Below are 20,196 nucleotides of genomic sequence, written 5' to 3'. Positions count from 1 at the left end.
CCTACAACAAGAAGTCTCACTCTTTCGCGTGTTGACTGATTTCAAGGCTGACGTTAGTGACGAACTGCGCCTTTCCCACCGACGCTTACACCCTCCTCAATCGCCATGAGCACCATGGAAGTGTCTACGACGGTCGATTGCCCTTGGTGAAGGTTTGTCATGGCAATGAAATGTGCAAATTCTGCCGGAATATGCGAACTATCATAGCCATACTTTGAGAACGTATAACAAGCATCATCAGGCACCCAAACAGTAAACCCCAAATTACCCGCCGTTCTTACCGTTCCCTCAATTGATTGATCACTAGTCGCGCCACAGATAACCAACTGCTCTATACCGCGCTTCCTCAACCAAGACTCTAACTCGGTACTCAAAAAAGCATCGGGTATGCTTTTATCAACAATGTGCTCATTGGGTAATGGCTCGAAGTCCGGTTGAAAATTAGAGCCTGGACAACCTGGAGAGAAAGGCGAATCTGAATTCTTTGATATATGACGCACGTGGATGACGGTAAGGGAATGCTCTCTCCAAGCATTAAGCAACCTAAGCATATGTAATTCTGCTTTAGGGTTATTGCGCTTTTGAGTGTAAGAGAAATATGCGTTTGCATCTTGCTGATCAATAATTATCAGCGCGCATTGGCTTATTTCTAAACTATCAAGGCTGAAACTCTTGAGATGCTCATCGTCAGTGAAGTCAGAGAACGTTTCGTCAAATTTAAAGCGCGCGCCACAAGCCTTATTCTTACACTCTCGGTAAGTGACATAGTAACCATTCGTCATTTTCCGACTTGAGCGGATCCTTGTCTCAGTGTCACAGCTTGGGCAATGAACAGGGATTTTGAGCCTCATTCTAACCTCGTTCCAATTTTCTCTAAGTAATCCGCCCAAAACTGCATCATGGCGGGCCGCTGATCCGATGCCATGTGCTGGGCATGGGTGTAAACGCCTTCGATCCCTGGCAGCTTGTGCGATAGCTGTAGCTCTATCCATTCCCTGGGGTAGCCCAGCTCTTTTAAGCCGGTGGCCACCACATGGCGGGTGCCGTGGGGTACGTGCCGCCCTTCATAGCCCATGCGCTTTAAGGCCATGCCAAAGGCAGCATCTGAAATAGGCTTGCGTGGATCGTTTCGACCTGGGAAAAGCAGTTTGAAGGGGCCTGTTAACTTGTGCAGATAGCGCAACTCTTCCACTGCTTGAGTAGGTAGAGGCACTTGGTGCGCCCTTCCCATCTTCATTCGCTCAGCGGGAACCTTCCAAACCGCTGAATCTAGGTCGAACTCATCCCACTCTGCCTTGCGAAGCTCACCAGGGCGCACCGCTGTATGTAGCAGTAGCTTTAAACCAATGCGTACCATGGGGCTTTTATCGTACGCCTCTATATCTCGTACAAGCTGCGGTAGCTCGCTTTGAGGGATATGGTGGAAGCTGCCTCTTTTGTAGGGCTTAAGCGCTGTGTTGAGATCGGTAAGGGGGTTGTAAGTGGCTCTGCCTGTGATGATGGCAAAGCGATAGATATCGCGGCAAAAGGCGTGCAGGCGGCGTCTTTGCTCGAATTTCCCTAAGTCTTCTAGCGTGCGCAGTATTTCTAGCCACTCTAGGGGCAGAATGCTTTCTATCGGCCGTTTACCTACCTTGGGGAACACATACATTTCCAACACACGCCTGCTGTCATTGGCACGCTTAGAAGTCTCTTTCCAGCGCGGCACCATGGCGGCGTGCCACTCCATTGCCAGCACTTCAAACGTGTTTTCTGCTGCGTACTGTCGTTGGCGTTTATCGCTCTGCTTTTGCTCTACAGGATCAATGCCTTGGGATATTAGACGTCTGATATCCGTCCGCTTCTCCCTTGCTTCTGCAAGGCTCACTTCAGGGTACTTACCAAGGCTGATCATGTTGCGTTTGCCATTGGGACGTGTGTAGCGCAAACGCCAGCCACGACTGCCATTGGTTGAGATCCTAAGTTCTAATCCCATGCCATCTGAGAGGGTAATAATTTTCGTGCCAGGCTTAGTTGCGTTTATTTGTCGGATAGTTAGCGCCATGGAGGTATACCGAGTATTTCCGAATGGAGGCATATACCGGAATGTATACCACTTAGCAGCGGGATTTGGAAGGAACAGCGAGGAACGTTGAGGAGCTAAAAAACCATGTATTTCAGAGTATTGTACTCTTTTTTAGGCTTTCTCAGGCCTTCTCAAGAATGGCCGTTGGCGTCCCTGGCAGGAGTCGAACCTGCGACCTGCCGCTTAGGAGGCGGCTGCTCTATCCTACTGAGCTACAGGGACAAACGTGGTCTTAACTTGCGGGCGCGTAGTATAACGCGTCGACTTAGCTAGGGCCAACCGCGTTGCGCTATTCAGTGCTATATCCAGCCGAGTAAGCGCAGCGCGAAGATGCCCAGCGTAACGGTAATGCTCGCCATCAACGTGGTGATGGCGATGATATTGGCTGCCAGGGCCACATTGCCGCCTATCGCTTTCACCATTACAAAGCTGGCGGCGGCCGTGGGGCTGGCGAAGAACAGGAACAGCAGGCCCAAATGCTCGCCTGAAAACCCCACTAGCCAAGCCGCCACCGTAGAGAGTATCGGGAGCGTGACCATCTTCATCAAGCTAGCGCCGAGAGCCACCTGACTACTGTCGCGCATGCTCGAAACGGAGAGCGTCGCGCCAATACAAATCAGCGCCAGCGGCAGTGTTAACGAGGCAAAATAGTCCCCAGAGGTAATCACCCAACTGGGTAGCGGAATCGACAGTGCCGTAAAGGGTAACGCCGCAAACACAGAAATAATCAGCGGATTTTTGGCGACATGCTTAAGCAGGCTGCGCCAATCGGTGGACTGGCCCGGTTGGTAGAAGGCCAACGCGACAACCGAAAGCGCGTTATACGTTACAATCACCACACCCAGCAGCAGGCTACCTGCAGAAAGCCCGTAGTTACCGTACATTCCCGCCGCCAACGCCAGCCCCACTATCCCGCAGTTGCCGCGAAACGCCCCCTGAACGTAAATGCCGCGATCCTGATGCGCTACACGGTAGCGCGCCCATACCCAGCTCAATAAAAACTGCCCCAACGTGGCCACGGCAAAAAACACCATCAGTGAAACGTCTAGCGCAACGCTTAGGTCGGCCTTAATCAAGCTAAGAAAGATCAGCGTAGGGAGCGTTGCTTTAAATACCAGTGCGGAAGCGGTCGAGACAAAGGCGCTATCAATCCATTTCAAGCGCTTAAGGCCCAGACCAACAAATACCATCGCGAAGACAGGCAGCGTGACATCAAGCGTGCGGGCAAACAGTTCAAGTAGGTTCACAACAGTATCTCGGTCAGCTTTGATTTAAAAAACTGGCTTCCAACAACAAATTTAGCACCTACTTATACTGTACTGCCGAACGACGTTTGTCGACTGGCAAGCGCCCCTGAGTGTAGAACAGAACACACGCTTACCAGACGTTATGTGAACTGATCAAAGGGTTCCACCCCACCATCATTGGGCATATTGACCACCACACCATCACGGCCCAACCCTTTGGCTTTATAACTTCCGGCATCGGCCCGCGCCAAGACATCGGCCACGCAGGAGTCAACTTCATCAAAGGTGGTGACTCCGATACTCAAGGTGACCATGTACTCTTTGCCTTCATGGGTAACAGAGATTTCGCTGACCGATTGACGTAATGACTCTGCGATCCTTCTCGCCTGAGCCAATGTACAACTGGGAAGCAGCACCCCAAACTCGTCACCTCCCTGGCGCGCCACATGGTCACTGCGGCGAACTTCCCAGGCGACCACCTGTGAAATGCGGCGCAACATTTCATCGCCTAACGCGTGACCACCTTCATCATTGATAGGCTTAAAGTGATCCAAATCAAACAGCAAAAGCGCTGATGGCGTGCTGGTTTTTTGGAAGTCGGCAAAGGCTTCTTCCAAGCGACGCTCAAAACCGCGGCGATTCAACAGACCAGTTAACGGATCATGTTCAGCTTCCCAACGCTGAATAGCTTCCTGTTCGCGACGCTCAGTAATATCTTTGACGACCCCCACTAAACCGAGGGTATGCCCATCCTGGGAAAGCGTAACCACGCGGGCATGAACATCCAACCACAGCAGCTCTTCATCACTGCGCAAAAACCGCAACTGACGAACAAAATCGCTGCCGGTGTGCAGGCTATGCAGCCACATATCCTTGGCACCAGTGATATCGTCACCATGGATCTGAGTCAGCCATGTTTTCATCGGCGCGTCAGCAGAAACCCCCAGCATCTCTAATAGTGCAGGATTCATATAAGTAATGCTGCCCTTAATATTAGCGACAAACATACCCTGCGGTGCGGCGCTCAACACCGAGTCTAAAAACGCCTCGCGCTCTTGAAGATTACCGAGCAACAGTTGCCGCTCATCTTCCACGCGGTTAAAGGTGCGCGCCACCTGCTGCAGCTCTTGCATATTCGTCGCTAAGCTAACACTCTCCCGATAGCCCAGCCCCACCTCGCCAATCTGCATTTCCAAATGCTTCAAGGGCGAAAGCACTCGGCCTAGTATCAACCACAACAGGGGCAGCATGGAAAGCGCAAACAGTACCCACAGCCACCACAGCTTCTGAATAAAGCCAGCCAGCGGAAGTTGCGCTTGATGAACCGGCAAGTAGAGCCCCACCACCCATTCAGCAGGCCATACCTGGGCATAGGACTGCAGCGCCATTTGGCCATTTAATAGCTTGCCTAAAGCATCCCCCTCCCAGCCATCCAGCGCAAGGTCTAACCACGGACTAAATGACTTGTCGGGAACAGGGCCATTAATTAATGAGCGATCTGGGTGATACAACACTTTCCCTGACGCAGTGGCAATACCCGCATAGCCGTTCTCGCCCAAACGCACCTTGGCTAAACGGCTGAAGATTCCCCCTGAATCCAGGCTAAGAATCCCCCCCACAAAACCATCGAAATCGCCCTGCTCGGTGAAGCGCGGCACACTTACCAACACAATCGGCATACCGCTCGCTCGTCCTTCAAATGGCTCGCTCACATAGGGCCGGCGAGTACCGCGCAGCATGCGAAAGTACTCAAGCTGTGAGGTTTCGAGCCCTACCCGGCCAACAATGGCGGGCCAGTCAGCCACAATTATTCCCTCGCGATCAGCAACGACAATGCCCTCGAACCAAGCCAGCAGACTATCGTTTTGCTGCAGCTGATAGCTGATCCAAGCCGCATCATCGGTGGTACCAATCATTTCACGTAGACGCTCCAATGCCTGGAAACGCAGCTCAACCTGTTGGGTGACTTCATCAGCCAACAGAGTGGCTTCATAGCGCAGGTGCGACATATTGGTTTCTTGCACCATGGTTTTACCCAACTGCCAGGACATGCCCAGCACCAGGGTAACGACCAAAAACCAAGTAGCAGCAAGACCCAGCAGTAGCCGGCCTCTTAATGAGCGGGAAATATGCATTTTTTTTAGCAGGGCAGCCAGACGCACAAGGAGCCCCTGAATCTATAGAATAACGGCAGCATTTGTATCCATTTGCTGTTGTTGGGGTGATGAGTGTATCGCTCAAGCCACTTCAAACACTAATTTACCAAACTTGTGGGCCTAACGAGCGTTTCACTTGTCAACTATGCGCGACCTTTACATGAACTAGCCTATCAGCTAAATGAGGATGAATTGATTACCCTAGCCAATTAACGTATGTTCGCCCGCCTACTCCTTATCCAGTTACCTCACTGCGGCCTTATTTATGGCGAAACGAACGGCAGGTTACACATCTCCAGGTATTCGCAAGCTGGCTGCTCTGCCTGCGCTGCTGCCCGAATTTGACCAATTCGTCCGCACAAGTTCACTTAGGCCGCCCCCCGATGCAGTGATTGGCTGGGGTTTAAAGCCCACCAGCATCCGCGCCAGGCGGTATGCCCAGCGTCGCCAGCTAGCTTATATCGCCTTAGAAGATGGGTTTATACGCTCGCTAGGCTTAGGCGTAAACGGCTTTCAACCGCACAGCCTAGTCGTCGATGGAACCGGGATTTACTACGATGCATCGCGCCCTTCGGATTTAGAAAACTGGCTCAACTCAGTCACTTTCGACGCTGAGGAGTTAGCACAAGCAGAGCGCTGTATGGCACTGATTACCCACTACCGGCTCTCCAAATATAACCACGCCCCCGACCAACCAGTTCAGAGCAGCAGCCGGGCACGTGTGTTAGTGGTTGATCAAACCGCAGGGGATGCCTCTATTTATTACGGCGGCGCTCAAGCGGGGAGTTTTCAACACATGCTGGAAACCGCGTTAGCAGCGCACCCCGATAGCGAGGTTTTGGTCAAGATCCACCCTGACGTTATCGCGGGCAAAAAACAGGGGCATCTGCTTAACGCCGCCGACCACCCCCGCTGCAGAGTTATCGGTGAAGATGTCAATCCCTGGGCACTCTTTGACCAGGTTGAGCACGTTTACGTCGTCACCAGCCAGCTCGGCTTTGAAGCGTTGCTTGCGGGTAAGCAGGTGTACTGCTTTGGCATTCCCTTTTATGCCGGCTGGGGGCTTACCCACGACCAGTTGCCCTGCCAGCGACGCCGCACACAGCGCACCCTCGTTGAAGTCTTTGCCGCCGCCTTTTTACGCTACTGCCGCTACGCCAACCCTTACACCCTGCAATCAGCCACGCTAGAAGAGACCATCGCCTTGATCGCCGACCAAAAGCGCCAGCAGGAGCGCTACCGGGGAGGCTGGCGGGCATGCGGTTTCTCCTCATGGAAGCGGCGCTTTATTGGCGGTTTTTTGGGGCCCGCCGCCCAGGTGAATTATCAGGCCGAGTTGCCCGCCCGCGAGCAGACCAATGAACAGCTGCTGGTGTGGTCGAGCCGCATTGATGCAGATTTCAAACGCCAGCACGCCCAACACATGGCCAAACTCTGGCGTATGGAAGACGGCTTTATTCGTTCGGTGGGGCTGGGGGCCGATCTTGCTAAGCCGCTGTCGTTGGTGATTGATTCACAGGGTATCTATTACGACCCCACCCAGCCCAGTGACTTGGAAACGCTGCTCAACGACACCACGTTCAGCGACGACCTACTGCTACGGGCTCATCAGCTTCGTGAACGATTAGTGGCACTCAAGCTCTCCAAGTACAACATACGCGGCACGGCTGAAGTTGAGCTGCCCACAGGGCGTTACGTCATACTGGTGCCAGGGCAGGTAGAGAGCGACGCCTCCATTGCCACCGGCTCCCCTCACATTAATACCAACAGTGGGCTGCTGAGCGCCGTGCGTGACGCCCATCCAGACGCCTTTATCGTTTACAAAGCCCACCCCGATGTATTGAGCGGTGCGCGTGTCGGGGCACTCGATACCAATGCCAAACGCCTGTATGATCTAGATGCCAGTGATATCGACATCGCGACCCTGTTAGAGCGAGTCGATGCAGTTCATACCATGAGCTCTTTAACCGGCTTTGAAGCACTTTTGCGCAAGCGGGAAGTCAGCACCTACGGCCTGCCCTTTTATGCTGGCTGGGGGCTAACCCAGGATGCGCTTAGCTGCCCACGCCGCACTCGCTCACTCTCGCTGGATGCGCTGGTGGCCGGCACGCTGATTGTTTACCCCGGCTATGTAGACCCAACGACCCACCAGCTATGCAATGCTGAAACCGTCGTCAGCCTGTTGGAACAGGCAAGAACACAAAAATCTACCCGTACATGGAAACAGAATCTCTACCGCTGTTATCGTAACTTGTTGATCGGAAGGCATTGAGTTGAAGCAACAGAAGCGTGCATTCTTATTTTTGCAGGGCGTTTGCTCACCATTTTACCCGCGCCTAGCCAAGCGTTTGGTGAACGATGGGCACCGTGTCGTCAAGGTCAACTTCAATGCGGGCGATATCGCCTACTGGCAGCGCACCCACGGCGAAAGCCACCTGTTTCGCGGTCCTATAGCCGAACTACCCGGCTATATCAAACATCTGTGGCAGAAGTACGCGATTACCGACCAAGTCGTGTTCGGCGACCGCCGCCCTATCCATCGCCCCGCGGTGGACAATGCCGCCGCCGCAGGCGTGCGCACCCATGTATTTGAAGAGGGCTACTTTCGCCCATTTTGGATCACTCTGGAACGTGAAGGCGTTAACGGCCACTCTCTGCTGCCACGAGACCCCAGCTGGTTTTATGAAACCGGCAAAGCGCTGCCCGAACCACCTACGCCGGTGCGTTTTCGCTCATCTTTTAAGGTTCGCGCCATGCACGATGTTGGCTATCACCTTTCCGGGCTGGCCAATCCGCTTATCGCGCCGCACTACCGCAACCACGCACCAATCACCGCGCCCGTTGAGTACGCGGGTTATCTCAAGCGCTTTGCTCAGTTAAGAGCCGTTTGGAAAAAACGCGATGCCGAGCGCATCAAAGCGCTGATTGAAAGCGGCTGCCCTTACTTTATGCTGCCGCTGCAGTTAAATAGCGATGCGCAAATTCGCGATCACTCGCCCTATGCCAATATGCAAGAGGTCATGGACGACGTGATGGCCTCGTTTGCCATACACGCGCCCAACGATGCGCAGCTGTGTATTAAGAACCACCCGCTGGATATGGGGCTGGTCAACTACCCCAAGATTATTCAGCAGCTTGAAGAACGCCATGGCCTAAAAGGGCGCATCGTCTACCTAGAGTCAGGAGACCTGAACGCCCTGCTCAAACATGCCAGAGGCAATGTGACCGTTAACAGCACCGTGGGCATCGTATCGCTGGAGAAAAACTGTCCCACCTATGCGCTCTGCGATCCTATTTACAACCTGGATGGGCTAACCTACCAGGGTGACCTAGCGGACTTTTGGCAGCAGCCGCAGCCGCCTAACAGCGAGCTATTTGGCTATTTTCAAAAGACCGTAATGCACACCGTTCAGGTTAACGGTGGCTACTACTGCCAGCCTGGCATCGATATAGCGGTGGATAACGCCGCCCGCATACTCGAAGCCTGCCCGTCACCGTTGGAGAGATTGTTATGAACCAATCTCAACGCTCAAGCTGCGTGCTGATCACCGGCGCCACGGGGGCGATTGGTAGTTCACTAGCCCGCGCCTACGCCGAGCCCGGCACCCACCTCGTGCTCCACGGCCGCCAGTTAGAAACGCTGGAAGCTCTGGCTGCGATTTGCCGCCAGCAAGGCGCCCAGGTCACGCTCTCGACCATTACGCTAACCGATGACCACGCCCTGCAAAGCTGGCTAGCCGAGCTCTGCGCCCAGCAAGTACCGGATATCGTCATCGCCAATGCGGGCAAAAACACTCACCCCCAAGGGCCTGATATTTTAGAGCCCTGGGAAGATGTGCAGGCGCTGCTGGATATCAATCTGAAAACACCCATCGCCATGGTGCAACACTTGGTGCCCGCTATGCAGGCTCGCGGCAGCGGTCAGCTGGTGTTGATCAGTTCGCTTGCCGCATGGCACGGTTTGCCCACAACACCCAGCTACAGCGCCAGCAAAGCTGGCATTAAAGCCTACGGCGAAGGGTTACGCGGGCTACTCGCCCCCCATGGCATTGGTGTCACGGTTGTGATGCCCGGCTATGTGACGTCACCGATGTGCGAAGCGATGCCTGGCCCTAAACCCTGGGAGTGGCCGCCCGAGCGTGCCGCCAAAGCAATCAAACGGGGCATTACGGCCAACCGCACACGCATCAGCTTCCCCTTCCCTCTTAATTTTGGCACCTGGTGGCTAGCGGTGCTGCCTGCCGGTATTTCACAGTGGTTGATCAAGCGCTTGGGCTTTAACCATCCAGGAGACACGCCCCATGATTAGTGCGCTGGGGTGGCCGCTGCTCGTGGGGCTGTTGATAAGTAGTGGCTTTGAAGCCCTGCTTAGCCCCCGGCCCCGCCCCTTTTGGCAGCGCGGTTTGGCGGCTAACACTCTCCACCTTGGCTCATGGCTGCTGCTTTTCGGGTTAATGCTACTGCTTCTACAGCGCCCCTGGTTTGCGGTAATGGTGTTTCTCTCGCTGCAACTGGTGGTAGTGCAATCGAGTAACGCCAAATCGCATACGCTCAACGAGCCATTTATTTGTCACGACTTCGAATACTTCTGTGATGCCATTTTGCACCCACGCTTATACGTGCCCTTCTTCGGCGTTGGCTTGGCAATTGCCGCCAGCAGCGCGGCGGCGGTTGCCATTGGCGCTTTTTTCTACTGGGAACAGTCGCTGGTCACGAGCGAGGGCACCAGCAGTTTTCTAACCAGTGCGCTGGGGTTAGTGGCCTTGGGCACCCTATTGCTTGTTGTTGGGCTCCGCAGGCTGCCAACAGTCACCCTGCAGCCAGTGCAAGACATGCACCGCTTAGGCCTTTTCGCTAGCATATGGGCATACGGTGTCGCATTAATGCGCGCTCCCGTGCCTACACCTGAGCAGTCGCCCTTTCACGCTTTAACGCTGGTCGCGAGCTCACATCAAAGCGAGCAGCCACTGCCCAATGTGGTGTTGGTGCAAAGCGAATCGTTTTTTGACCCGCGCCCCTGGTGTAATGAGGTAAACGTCAACTTACTGCCCCATTTCGACGCCACCCGCGCAAGCGCCACCCTACAAGGTACGTTGAATGTGCCAGCATGGGGCGCTAACACCGTGCGTACCGAGTGCGCCGTATTAACCGGCATTGCCCCCAGCCATTGGGGCGCCCGCCAATTTAACCCCTACCGAAGTCTTTTACGTCATCCAATGCCCAGTTTAGCGAGTGCACTCAAAGCGGCCGGCTATCGTACAGTTTGCGTCCACCCGTATCTGGCAAGCTTCTATTTTCGCCATAAGGTAATCCCCCAATTAGGCTTTGATCACTTTGTCAATATCGATGCCTTCAAAACCAGCGACAAAAACGGCCAATACATTGGTGACGAAGCGGTTGCACGAAAGATTGGACGCCTGCTTGAAGATGACGATAATAGACCGCTGTTTGTATTTGTTATCACCATGGAAAATCACGGCCCGCTACATTTGGAAGCGCCCAACCACGCGATGTTAGCCAAGGCGTTGCCCAATGCACCCTGGCCGTTGCCAGATCATCTACGTGACTTCACAGTCTATTTGCACCATTTAAGTGAATCCGACAAGATGTTGGCCAGCGTTAAAAATTCGCTAAATACTGCAACGCGGCCGGGGCTGCTAGGCTGGTATGGAGACCATGTGCCAATCCTACCGACGGCGTATGAGTACTTTACGCCCCCTGATAGCCGCACGCCCTACATGCTATGGTCAACAAAGACGCAGGCAACAGCGCACTGGACAAAAGAAGGCGAGCACTTGGCAACGAACTGCTTTACTACGAATAGTGAGCCATTAGAGCTAGCCGCAAACGAACTTGGTGTCCAGTTATTCAAACTGGTGTTTGGACACGATATAAGTAGCGATGTGATCACGGCAGAACCAGAACCTCAGGAGCAAGAATGACTAAACGCGTTGCCATCATCGGCGCCGCCCATCGTTTCCCCGGCACCACCCCTGAAACGTTCTGGCAGGACCTGCAAGCCGAAAAAGATTTAGTTACCGAAGTGGCCGCTGACCGCTGGAGCCACGACGTCTACCAGCATCCAGATAAGCGTCACCCCGGCACCAGCGTGACCTTTGCCGCCGGCAGCCTGGGCGACATTAGCGGCTTTGACGCCGAGTTTTTTGGCATTTCGCCCCGCGAAGCGGCCAACATGGATCCCCAGCAGCGCATGCTCTTAGAGCTCGCCTGGGAAGCCATGGAAAATGCCAGCATTCCGCCCAGCTCCCTGCGTGGCAGCCAGTGTGGGGTGTTTTTGGGCGTTGCCAGCCTCGACTACTCTTATCGCATAGCGGACGACTTAGCGGCGATAGATGCCTCCACCGCCACCGGCAATACCTCGAGCATCGCCTCGAATCGATTGTCGTATGTGTTCGACCTACACGGCCCCAGCATGTCGCTGGATACCGCCTGTTCGTCCTCCATGGTGGCCTTTCACCAGGCCTGCCAATCGATTCGCAGTGGTGAAACCACGATGGCGCTGGCGGGCGGTATTAGCCTGCACCTGCACCCTTACGGCTTCATCATCTTCTCCAAAGCCAGCATGCTCTCGCCCACTGGCCGCTGTCAGGTATTTGATGAAGCAGGCAACGGCTATGTGCGCTCGGAAGGGGCAGGCATTTTCCTGCTCAAAGATTATGACCAGGCGGTCGCCGATGGCGATGATATTATTGCCGTGGTGGCTGGCTCCGCGGTCAACACCGACGGTCATAAATCCGGCCTGACGGTTCCTAACCCCAGCGCTCAGATTGACCTGATGCGCCGCGCGTATCAGCAGGCAGGCATCTCGCCGGACGAGATCGACTACCTGGAAGCCCACGGCACCGGTACCGCCGTTGGTGACCCGATTGAGGCCCGTGCGATTGGCGAAGCGCTTGGCCAGCAGCGTAAAACGCCGCTGCTCATCGGCTCGGTAAAAAGCAACCTGGGCCACCTGGAAACCGCTTCTGGCGTGGCGGGGCTTGCCAAAGCGCTCTACAGCATTCAGCACCGGGAAGTACCAGCCACGATTGGCATTCGCAACCTTAACCCGCGCATCAAGTTTGATGAGTGGAATATCTCGGTGGTCACCAAAGGCCAACCGCTGAAAAAACAGGGCCGTTTGGTCATCGGCATTAACTCCTTCGGTTTTGGCGGCGCTAACGCCCACGTTATTCTGGAAAGCCCGCCCGAGCGGGTCAAACCCGAACCGCAGGCGCCCGACTCACCGCTACCGATCCGCCTTAGCGCCCGCAGCGAAGCCGCGCTCACCCAAAGCGCCGAAACCCTGGCTAGCTATTTGCGGGAAAACGACTCGCGCGAAAACAACAGCGCTAGCTTTTACGATATCGCCTACACGCTGTTTAACCACCGTGACCGGCATAGCCATGGCGCGCTGCTGTTTGCCCAAACCGCGGAAGAAGCCGCTGCAAAGCTGAGTGAGTTTGCCGCCGGTGAAGCAAACGGCGTTACCACGCTGGAGCGCCTGCCCACCCCGGTAGGTCCAGTGTTCGTTTACGATGGCAACGGCTGCCAGTGGGAAGCCATGGGCCGCGATCTGCTTAATGATTCGCCGGTTTTCGCTGAAGCCATTGATCGCGTTGACGCACTTTTTCAGCAGCACGGTAGTTTCTCGCTACGTGCCGAGCTTGAAGGTCGTAATAGTGAACAGGAAAGCGATGACAACCGCTTCGCGCTGACCGAAATCGCTCAGCCTGCACTATTTGCACTACAGGTAGCGCTGACCGAGTGGCTGCGTGATCAAGGCATTGCCCCCACGGCGGTCTTTGGCCATAGCGTGGGTGAAGTGGCCGCCGCCTGGGCCAGCGGAGCACTTAGCCTGGAAGATGCGGTAAAAGTGATTTACTTCCGCAGCGACTACCAGGGCAAAACCCGTGGCCAAGGCGAAATGACCGCCGTGGCCATGAGCGCCGACGACATCGCCGAGTGGCTCGAAAAGCCCGAGTTCAATCAGGTATGCCTGGCCGGCATTAACAGTCCCAAAGGCATTACCCTGGCGGGTGATAGCCAACAGCTAGGCGCTATGGAAGCCGCCCTGAGCGAGCAGGATATTTTTGCCAAGCGCCTGCCGCTGGACTATGCCTTCCACAGCCCCGCGATGGACAGTATTGAAGCAGGCGTCATCGATGCGTTAGCCGACATTACCCCACGGGCCACGCAGATCCCCTACTTCTCCACCGTGACCGGTGCGCTAAGCGACGGGCTTGAACTGGATGCCACCTACTGGTGGAAAAACATCCGTGAGCCGGTGCTGTTTGACGCCGCCGCTAGCGCGTTAATCGAGCAGGGCAGCAATGTCTTTATCGAGATTGGCGCCCACCCCATTTTGCGCCGCTATCTCAATGAGTCACTCCGCCAAGTGGAACGCCCGGGGCTGGTATTTGGCACCATTGAGCGCCATAAACCGGGAATTGAGGGTTTACAACGCTGCCTAAGCCAACTGCTGCTGAGTGGCCTTACCTTGGCTAGCGACCAGTTACCCGTGGTAGGACAGCGCGTGCCGCTACCCCGCTATGCCTGGCAGCGTAGCCACCACTGGGTGCACGGCACCAACGACGGCCAGGGCCTGCTTTCGCGCTATTATCAGCACCCGCTGCTGGGCTACGCGCTGGCGCAGCACGAACACACCTGGGAAAGCCAGCTCGACACCCAGCGCCAGCCCTGGCTGGCCGACCACGTCGTGGGTGAAAGTGCGGTGTTCCCTGGTGCCGGTTTTGTGGAACTCACCCTGGCAGTGGCGCTGCAGCTAAAAGACACCCCGCTGCTGGATATCGAAGAGCTGGAAATCCGTGCCCCGCTGCTGCTGGATGGCCCCCATGGTCGCGCCATGCGGTTGACCTACCTGCCAGTAGACGGGCGCCTGGAGATCCACTCCCGCGAGCCAGCCACCGGGGTTGAGTGGCAGCTAAATGCCGTGGCCCGCACCATGCGCGAAAGCCGTGGCTTTTTGCTCAACCGCACAGCGCCAGTGCTGCCCTCCCGTGCGCCGGACTACACGCTGGCAGACCACTTGGCAATGGCCGAGCGCATCGGCCTGCACTACGGGCCCGCTTTCCAGGCGATTTCCCACGGCTGGATTGAAGGCGATGCGGTAATTGGCGAAATCGCGCTGTCGGACGAAGTCCAAGCGCAGCTCAGCACATTGCACGTGCACCCCGGCATTCTGGATAGCGCCTTCCAAATGTTTATCCCGCTGCTCGCGCAACATAGCGAGTTTGCAACGCAGCTTGCCTTCGTGCCGGTTCGCGTGGGGCGCATTCAGGTCAACACTCAGGCCGGTGCGCCGGTACTCGCCCGCGCCGTTATGGGCAAGCGTGCGCCGCACTCCTTCACCGCCGACTTTGAGCTGTATGACGCCGCTGGCAATGCCGTCGCCGTGTTAAGCAAAACCCGCTTCAAAGCGATTCGTCTCAACCGCGCCCACCATCAACACTTCAGCTATCTGGATGTGCAGCTCACCCCAGCGCCGCTGCAGCCAGCGCCGCTGGCACTGCCCGGCGATGCGCTCGCTCGGCTGGCCAATATCGCGAGCGTTTACGCCGCCAGCACCGGGCAGCGTTACGGCAATGAAGTGGCGCCGCTACTCGACACGCTTAGCGAAGCGTTTGCCCAGCAAAACGCTGTGGTAAAAGACCCAGATCAGGCAACCGATGACGCACAGCACTCGCCAGACGTTATCTGGCAACTGCTGGTGCAGGACTACCCCGACTACTTTGCGCCCATTCACCTGGTGGGCCGCTTAGGGTTTCACCAGCAGGCGCTACGCAGCGGCACCAGTGACCTGGAAGCGCTGGGCATTAGCCGCGACCAGTTGGCACGCTTAAACCGTGTGCTTGTGGGTGAAAGCGGCTGGCAAGCATTGGCAGGCGAGTTAGCCGAGCTGATCGATGCCCTGATAGCCGAGCTCCCCGCCGGACAGCGCTTGCAACTGCTGGAAGCGGGCCCCAGCGCGCCTGCGTTGGGTGAACGACTGCTGGAGCGCAGCGCCCAGGCGCTTTACCACGACCTTACCCATTACCGTGTTATCACCACCCTCGATAGCACGCGCCACCAGGCGGAGCAGTTACAAGAACGCTTTCCGCTGATGGATATGCAGCACCTTGATCCAAACGCCGGTGCGGCGCTAACCGCCCCCATCGACGTTGAAAAAGCGCAATTGGCGTTTGTCAGCGTGGATATCACCCAACCTGCCGTCACGCGTCAGTTGATTGAGGCGCTGCCCGGGCAACTAGCCCCTGGCGCTCAGGTCATGCTGATAGGTATCGCGCCCAGCTGTTGGTTGGATGATCTACTGGCCACGCCTGGCATTGATCAGACCGCGCTAGAGCAAGACTCCCTTATCGGCTGGCTAAATGACCAAGGCTTTGTGGTCTCCGAGCCGATGGTGCTGGAAGAGAGTAACAGCGGTGCCTATTTGCTCCATGCACACTACCCGTTTGACACCGCCGCCAGCGCATCAAACACCGCCCAGCGGCGTCATTTAGTGGTCGCGGATCAACACAGCGAAGCGCTCGCCACCCGCTTGGTCGAGGCGTTGCAACAGCTAGCCGCCCAGACCCAGCTCAGCGTTAGCCAAAGCGCGCCCGCAGAACTCTTGGCTCACGCTCTGGCCCAGCCAGCGCTGGGCGAGCATGATGAGCTACCGCTCAATGTGATTGACCTGCGCGGCCTCGGCGCCAGCAGCACCGCGGCGCAAACCGCACGCTGTGACCACGCCCTGCAGTGGACATTGGCTTTAGAGCATCACTCGCTCGCCGCTTCTCTATGGCTGGTGACTAACGGCCTTAGCGCACTCTGGCAGGCAACATCAGCCTCCGGCGTTAGCGATGCACCAAGCGAGGCCCCCGGCGATGCTGCCCTGTGGGGCTTTGGCCGTTCCCTGGCCAACGAAGCGGTTGGTCACGATGTCTACCTGCTGGATATACCGGCAACGATTAGCGAACCCGCGCTTAGCGCCTGGGCAACGCTGCTTGCCCAACCCGACAGCGAAAACGAAGCGCTGATTGATAACCAGGGCCACCGCTTTGCCACCCGGCTGCGCACACTACCGGCACCGCACCCGGCAGCAGCGGGTCAGAAGCAACCGCACCAGGCGATGACGCTGGGCTTTGCTATGCCCGGCCAGCTACGCCAACTCACCTGGCGCCCACGCCAGCTGACAGCGGCCGACGCCGATGAGGTGGAAATTCGCGTTAAAGCCACCGGGCTAAACTTCCGTGATGTGATGTACACCTTGGGCCTGCTCTCCGATGAAGCCATTGAGAACGGCTTTGCCGGGCCAACCCTGGGCCTTGAGTTTTCAGGCGTGGTAGAAAGCGTGGGTAGCAACGTTACCCACCTAACCCCAGGTCAAGCCGTGGTCGGCTTCGGTCCCGCCAGCTTCAGCGATAAAGTCATCGCCAGCCAGCACGCCGTGGCGCCACTGCCGGAAGGCATTAGCTTTGCCGCCGCGGCGACAATCCCAACCACCTTCTTTACGGTTTACTACGCGCTTAAGCACCTGGCGCGGGTAGAGCCCGGCGAGAAAGTGCTTATTCACGGCGCCGCAGGCGGCGTGGGGATCGCCGCGCTACAAATCGCCCAGTGGCTGCGGGCCGACATTTACGCCACTGTGGGCTCTGAAGAGAAGCGCGACTTCCTGCGTTTGATGGGTATCGAGCGACTTTACGATTCGCGCTCGCTCACCTTCGCCGAGGAGATCCTCGAAGACACTAATGGCGAAGGCGTCGATGTGGTGCTTAACTCCCTGGCCGGGGAGGCAATCAACCAGAACCTGCGCGCCCTGCGCCCGTTTGGCCGCTTCCTGGAACTGGGTAAACGTGATTTCTACGAAAACACCCATATCGGCCTACGCCCGTTCCGCAACAACTTAAGCTACTTCGGTATCGACTCCGACCAGCTCATGAAGGTGCAGCCCGCGCTCACCCAGCGCCTGTTTGGCGAAATGATGGCACTGTTTAACGACGGCACCCTGAGCCCGCTGCCGTTCACCTCGTTCAGCCACACCCAGGTGATCGACGCCTTCCGCTATATGCAGCAGGCTCGCCAGATCGGCAAAGTCGTGGTGACTTACGAACAGCCCATCGCACCGCCCCAGAACGAAGTATTGGGCACCGCAACGATGCAGCTCTCCTCGGAGGCCAGCTACCTGGTCACCGGCGGCCTGGGGGGCTTTGGGTTAAGGACTGCCCAGTGGCTGGTAGACAAAGGCGCACGGCAACTGATTCTGCTCAGCCGCAGCGGCGCTGCCAGTGAAGAGGCCCAAGCAGCCATTGCGGCGTTTGAACAGCAAGGCGTTGCGGTACTCGCCGCCGCCTGCGATATTACCGACCGCGCTGCGCTGGCCGATGTGCTGGAACGTGCCAAGGGCGAGCTCGCGCCGCTGCGTGGCATCATCCACGCCGCCACGGTGATTGACGACGGCCTTATCCGCAACCTGGATGCCGAACGCATTCAGAAAGTGCTAGCGCCTAAAATTGACGGTGCCCGCCATCTCGATGCGCTCACCCGTGATGCAGAGCTGGACTTCTTCGTGCTCTACTCGTCAGCCACCACGCTGTTCGGCAACCCAGGTCAGGCTAACTACGTCGCCGCCAACCACTGGCTGGAAGCGTTTGCCGCCAACCGCCGTGCCGCGGGCTTACCGGCCACCTGTGTACGCTGGGGCGCCATTGAAGATGTCGGCTTCCTGGCCCGCAACACCCGCACCCGAGATGCGCTGCAAGAGCGCCTGGGTGGTTCCGCGTTGCGCTCGGAGGACGCACTGAAAGTACTCGAACAGATGCTGCTGACACCAGGGCCAAGCCTGGGCGTGCTGGAACTGGAGTGGGGCGCGCTTGCCCGCTTCTTACCAACCGCCGAAGCACCGCGCTTTAACGAAATTGCCCGCGCCAGCGACGACGACGGCAGCGCCGATGCCGACGACGACATCAGTGCCCTGCTGGCCGAGCTCTCGCCCGAAGAGTTGCACAGCACGGTCACCGAGCTGCTGCGCGCTGAACTGGCCAGCATTCTGCTGGTGGATGAAGAGAAGCTCGATATTCACCGTTCGGTTTACGATATGGGCTTTGACTCCCTAATGGGGGTTGAACTCATGACCGCTATCGAGAACCGCTTAGGCGTTCAGGTGTCAGTGATGGTGCTCAGTGAAGCATCAACCCTCGACAAACTGGCGGGCGTGCTGATTCAGAAAATGCATCAGCATGACGATGTTGAAGACGCTCCGCAGGATGCGATAGCCTCACTGGCCGCACAGCATGGCACTGAAGATTTAGGCACCGAAGTGTTCACCACTGAGCCTGCGTCTGCCTCCTCATCACCCGCGACCGAGACACCATGACTGCCAAGCGCTCTGAACTGAAACAACAACTGCTGGAAAAAGCACGCCAGCGCACCGCGCCGCGTGCTGCCAGCGCTCCCTCTGCCAATGGCCAAGGGAGTGAGCAGCGCACGGTGCCGGAGCGCTTCACGCGTTTTGACGCCCAGCCCGGCTATCAGCAAATTGCCATGATGCGCCAGGCCGCCGACCAGTTAGGCCTGGTCGACCCGTTTTTCAAGGTGCACGAAGGCACCGCCGGGGCGACTAGCGTGATCAACGGGCAGACCTGCATCAACTTTGCCAGCTATAACTACCTTGGTTTCTCAGGCGACCCGCGTATCAATCAGGCCGCCTGCGATGCCGTGGCCCGCTACGGCACCTCGGTTTCCGCCAGTCGTGTGGTCTCCGGCGAAAGGCCCATTCATCAGGAGCTGGAACAAGCCCTGGCCAACGCCTACGACGTCGAAGACGCGGTAGTGTTTGTCAGTGGCCACGCCACCAATGTCTCTACCTTGGGCCACCTGCTGGGGCCCAAAGATTTAGTGCTCCACGACGAATATATCCATAACAGCTCGCTGGTCGGCGCGCAGCTTTCCGGTGCCAAGCGTATGTCGTTTAGTCATAACGACCCCGCCGCGCTGGAAGCCCTGCTGGCCCGCCATCGGCATCAGTTTGAACGCGTGCTGGTGGTGATCGAAGGGCTCTACAGCATGGATGGCGACATCCCTGAGCTGCCGCAGTTTATCGAGCTCAAGCAGCGCTATCAAGCGTGGCTAATGGTGGATGAAGCCCACTCCTTCGGGGTGATGGGCGAAACCGGTTTGGGGCTGCGCGAGCATTTTGCTATCGATCCGCGCGACGTGGATATCTGGATGGGCACCATGAGCAAAGCCATGGCTGGCTGCGGCGGCTATATCGCAGGCAGCAAACCGCTGGTGGAAACTCTACGCTACCTCGCCCCCGGCTTTCTCTACAGCGTGGGCATGCCCGCACAGGTCGCCGCGCCCTCGCTTGCTGCGCTGCAATTGATGCAGCAAGAGCCCGAACGGGTACAGCGCCTGCACGCGATTTCGCGCTACTTTCTCGAGCAGGCCACTGCCCGCGGGTTAGACACCGGCAAAAGCGTCGGCGCCGCGGTGGTGCCGGTGATTATTGGCAGCTCCGCAGCAGCCGCCCGGCTCTCCAACGCCCTGTTAGAACAGCAGATTAACGTACAGCCAATCCTGCACCCCGCGGTCCCCGAAAAAAGCGCACGGTTACGCTTCTTTCTCTCCTGTAACCACACTCAGGCACACGTTGATCAAACCCTTGATACGCTCACCAGACTACTGCCATAATTTGTAACGCTTTTCTCGACGCAAGGATGATGGC

10 protein-coding genes and 1 tRNA gene are annotated in these 20,196 nt (G+C 57.0%); 6 read left to right on the top strand and 5 right to left on the bottom strand.

The window, feature by feature from the left end; all coding sequences use genetic code 11:
• Nucleotides 1-53 precede the first annotated feature (53 nt).
• The 5 genes from ACT3UM_RS06895 to ACT3UM_RS06875 all read right to left on the bottom strand — a co-directional run bounded on the left by ACT3UM_RS06895 (nucleotide 54) and on the right by ACT3UM_RS06875 (nucleotide 5,474).
• Nucleotides 54-851: an isochorismatase family protein gene (locus tag ACT3UM_RS06895; protein WP_498897323.1), complete on the bottom strand. Its 798-nt coding sequence runs from the start codon at nucleotides 849-851 to the stop codon at nucleotides 54-56.
• Nucleotides 848-2,044: a tyrosine-type recombinase/integrase gene (locus tag ACT3UM_RS06890; RefSeq protein ID WP_498897321.1), complete on the bottom strand. Its 1,197-nt coding sequence runs from the start codon at nucleotides 2,042-2,044 to the stop codon at nucleotides 848-850. Before ACT3UM_RS06890 ends, ACT3UM_RS06895 begins: the two co-directional genes overlap by 4 nt.
• A 166-nt stretch (nucleotides 2,045-2,210) precedes the next feature.
• A tRNA-Arg gene (locus ACT3UM_RS06885) sits at nucleotides 2,211-2,287 on the bottom strand.
• Nucleotides 2,288-2,364: 77 nt separating this feature from the next.
• The gene (locus ACT3UM_RS06880; protein WP_498897319.1) at nucleotides 2,365-3,312 is read right to left on the bottom strand and encodes an AEC family transporter; all 948 of its coding nucleotides are present in this window, start codon (nucleotides 3,310-3,312) and stop codon (nucleotides 2,365-2,367) included.
• A 140-nt stretch (nucleotides 3,313-3,452) separates the two neighbouring features.
• On the bottom strand, nucleotides 3,453-5,474 hold the full coding sequence (locus tag ACT3UM_RS06875) for a sensor domain-containing diguanylate cyclase (protein WP_498897317.1): 2,022 nt from the start codon (nucleotides 5,472-5,474) through the stop codon (nucleotides 3,453-3,455).
• Between the two features lie 259 nt (nucleotides 5,475-5,733).
• Here ACT3UM_RS06875 and ACT3UM_RS06870 point away from each other — a divergent pair, with 259 nt between their 5' ends.
• The 6 genes from ACT3UM_RS06870 to ACT3UM_RS06845 are packed head-to-tail and all read left to right on the top strand — an operon-like array spanning nucleotide 5,734 to nucleotide 20,162.
• Entirely contained in the window at nucleotides 5,734-7,740 is a 2,007-nt protein-coding gene (locus ACT3UM_RS06870) for a capsule polysaccharide biogenesis protein (protein WP_498897315.1), read from the top strand.
• A gap of 1 nt (nucleotide 7,741) precedes the next feature.
• Complete coding sequence (locus ACT3UM_RS06865) at nucleotides 7,742-8,983, top strand: capsule polysaccharide biogenesis protein (RefSeq protein WP_498897313.1); 1,242 nt, start codon at nucleotides 7,742-7,744, stop codon at nucleotides 8,981-8,983.
• A complete protein-coding gene (locus ACT3UM_RS06860) occupies nucleotides 8,980-9,777 on the top strand; it encodes an SDR family NAD(P)-dependent oxidoreductase (RefSeq protein ID WP_498897311.1) in 798 nt (265 codons plus the stop codon). Before ACT3UM_RS06865 ends, ACT3UM_RS06860 begins: the two co-directional genes overlap by 4 nt.
• Entirely contained in the window at nucleotides 9,770-11,410 is a 1,641-nt protein-coding gene (locus ACT3UM_RS06855) for an LTA synthase family protein (RefSeq protein WP_498897309.1), read from the top strand. Before ACT3UM_RS06860 ends, ACT3UM_RS06855 begins: the two co-directional genes overlap by 8 nt.
• Nucleotides 11,407-18,846 carry a type I polyketide synthase gene (locus ACT3UM_RS06850; protein ID WP_498897307.1) on the top strand — a complete coding sequence of 2,480 codons (7,440 nt, stop codon included), beginning with the start codon at nucleotides 11,407-11,409 and terminating at the stop codon, nucleotides 18,844-18,846. Before ACT3UM_RS06855 ends, ACT3UM_RS06850 begins: the two co-directional genes overlap by 4 nt.
• Nucleotides 18,843-20,162, top strand: a complete 1,320-nt coding sequence (locus ACT3UM_RS06845) for an aminotransferase class I/II-fold pyridoxal phosphate-dependent enzyme (protein ID WP_498897305.1) — start codon at nucleotides 18,843-18,845, stop codon at nucleotides 20,160-20,162. The genes ACT3UM_RS06850 and ACT3UM_RS06845 overlap by 4 nt, the downstream gene beginning before the upstream one ends.
• The last annotated feature ends 34 nt before the right edge of the window (nucleotides 20,163-20,196 follow it).

This window comes from Halomonas sp. AOP13-D3-9 (assembly GCF_052379125.1).
Lineage (GTDB): Bacteria > Pseudomonadota > Gammaproteobacteria > Pseudomonadales > Halomonadaceae > Vreelandella.
This window is presented reverse-complemented; position numbering and strand designations above follow the sequence as displayed.

Coding starts and splice junctions, on each gene's coding strand:
- ACT3UM_RS06895 (WP_498897323.1), bottom strand. CDS start 851: ATGAGGCTCAAAATCCCTGTTCATTGCCCAAGCTGTGACACTGAGACA.
- ACT3UM_RS06890 (WP_498897321.1), bottom strand. CDS start 2,044: ATGGCGCTAACTATCCGACAAATAAACGCAACTAAGCCTGGCACGAAA.
- ACT3UM_RS06870 (WP_498897315.1), top strand. CDS start 5,734: ATGGCGAAACGAACGGCAGGTTACACATCTCCAGGTATTCGCAAGCTG.
- ACT3UM_RS06860 (WP_498897311.1), top strand. CDS start 8,980: ATGAACCAATCTCAACGCTCAAGCTGCGTGCTGATCACCGGCGCCACG.
- ACT3UM_RS06855 (WP_498897309.1), top strand. CDS start 9,770: ATGATTAGTGCGCTGGGGTGGCCGCTGCTCGTGGGGCTGTTGATAAGT.
- ACT3UM_RS06850 (WP_498897307.1), top strand. CDS start 11,407: ATGACTAAACGCGTTGCCATCATCGGCGCCGCCCATCGTTTCCCCGGC.
- ACT3UM_RS06845 (WP_498897305.1), top strand. CDS start 18,843: ATGACTGCCAAGCGCTCTGAACTGAAACAACAACTGCTGGAAAAAGCA.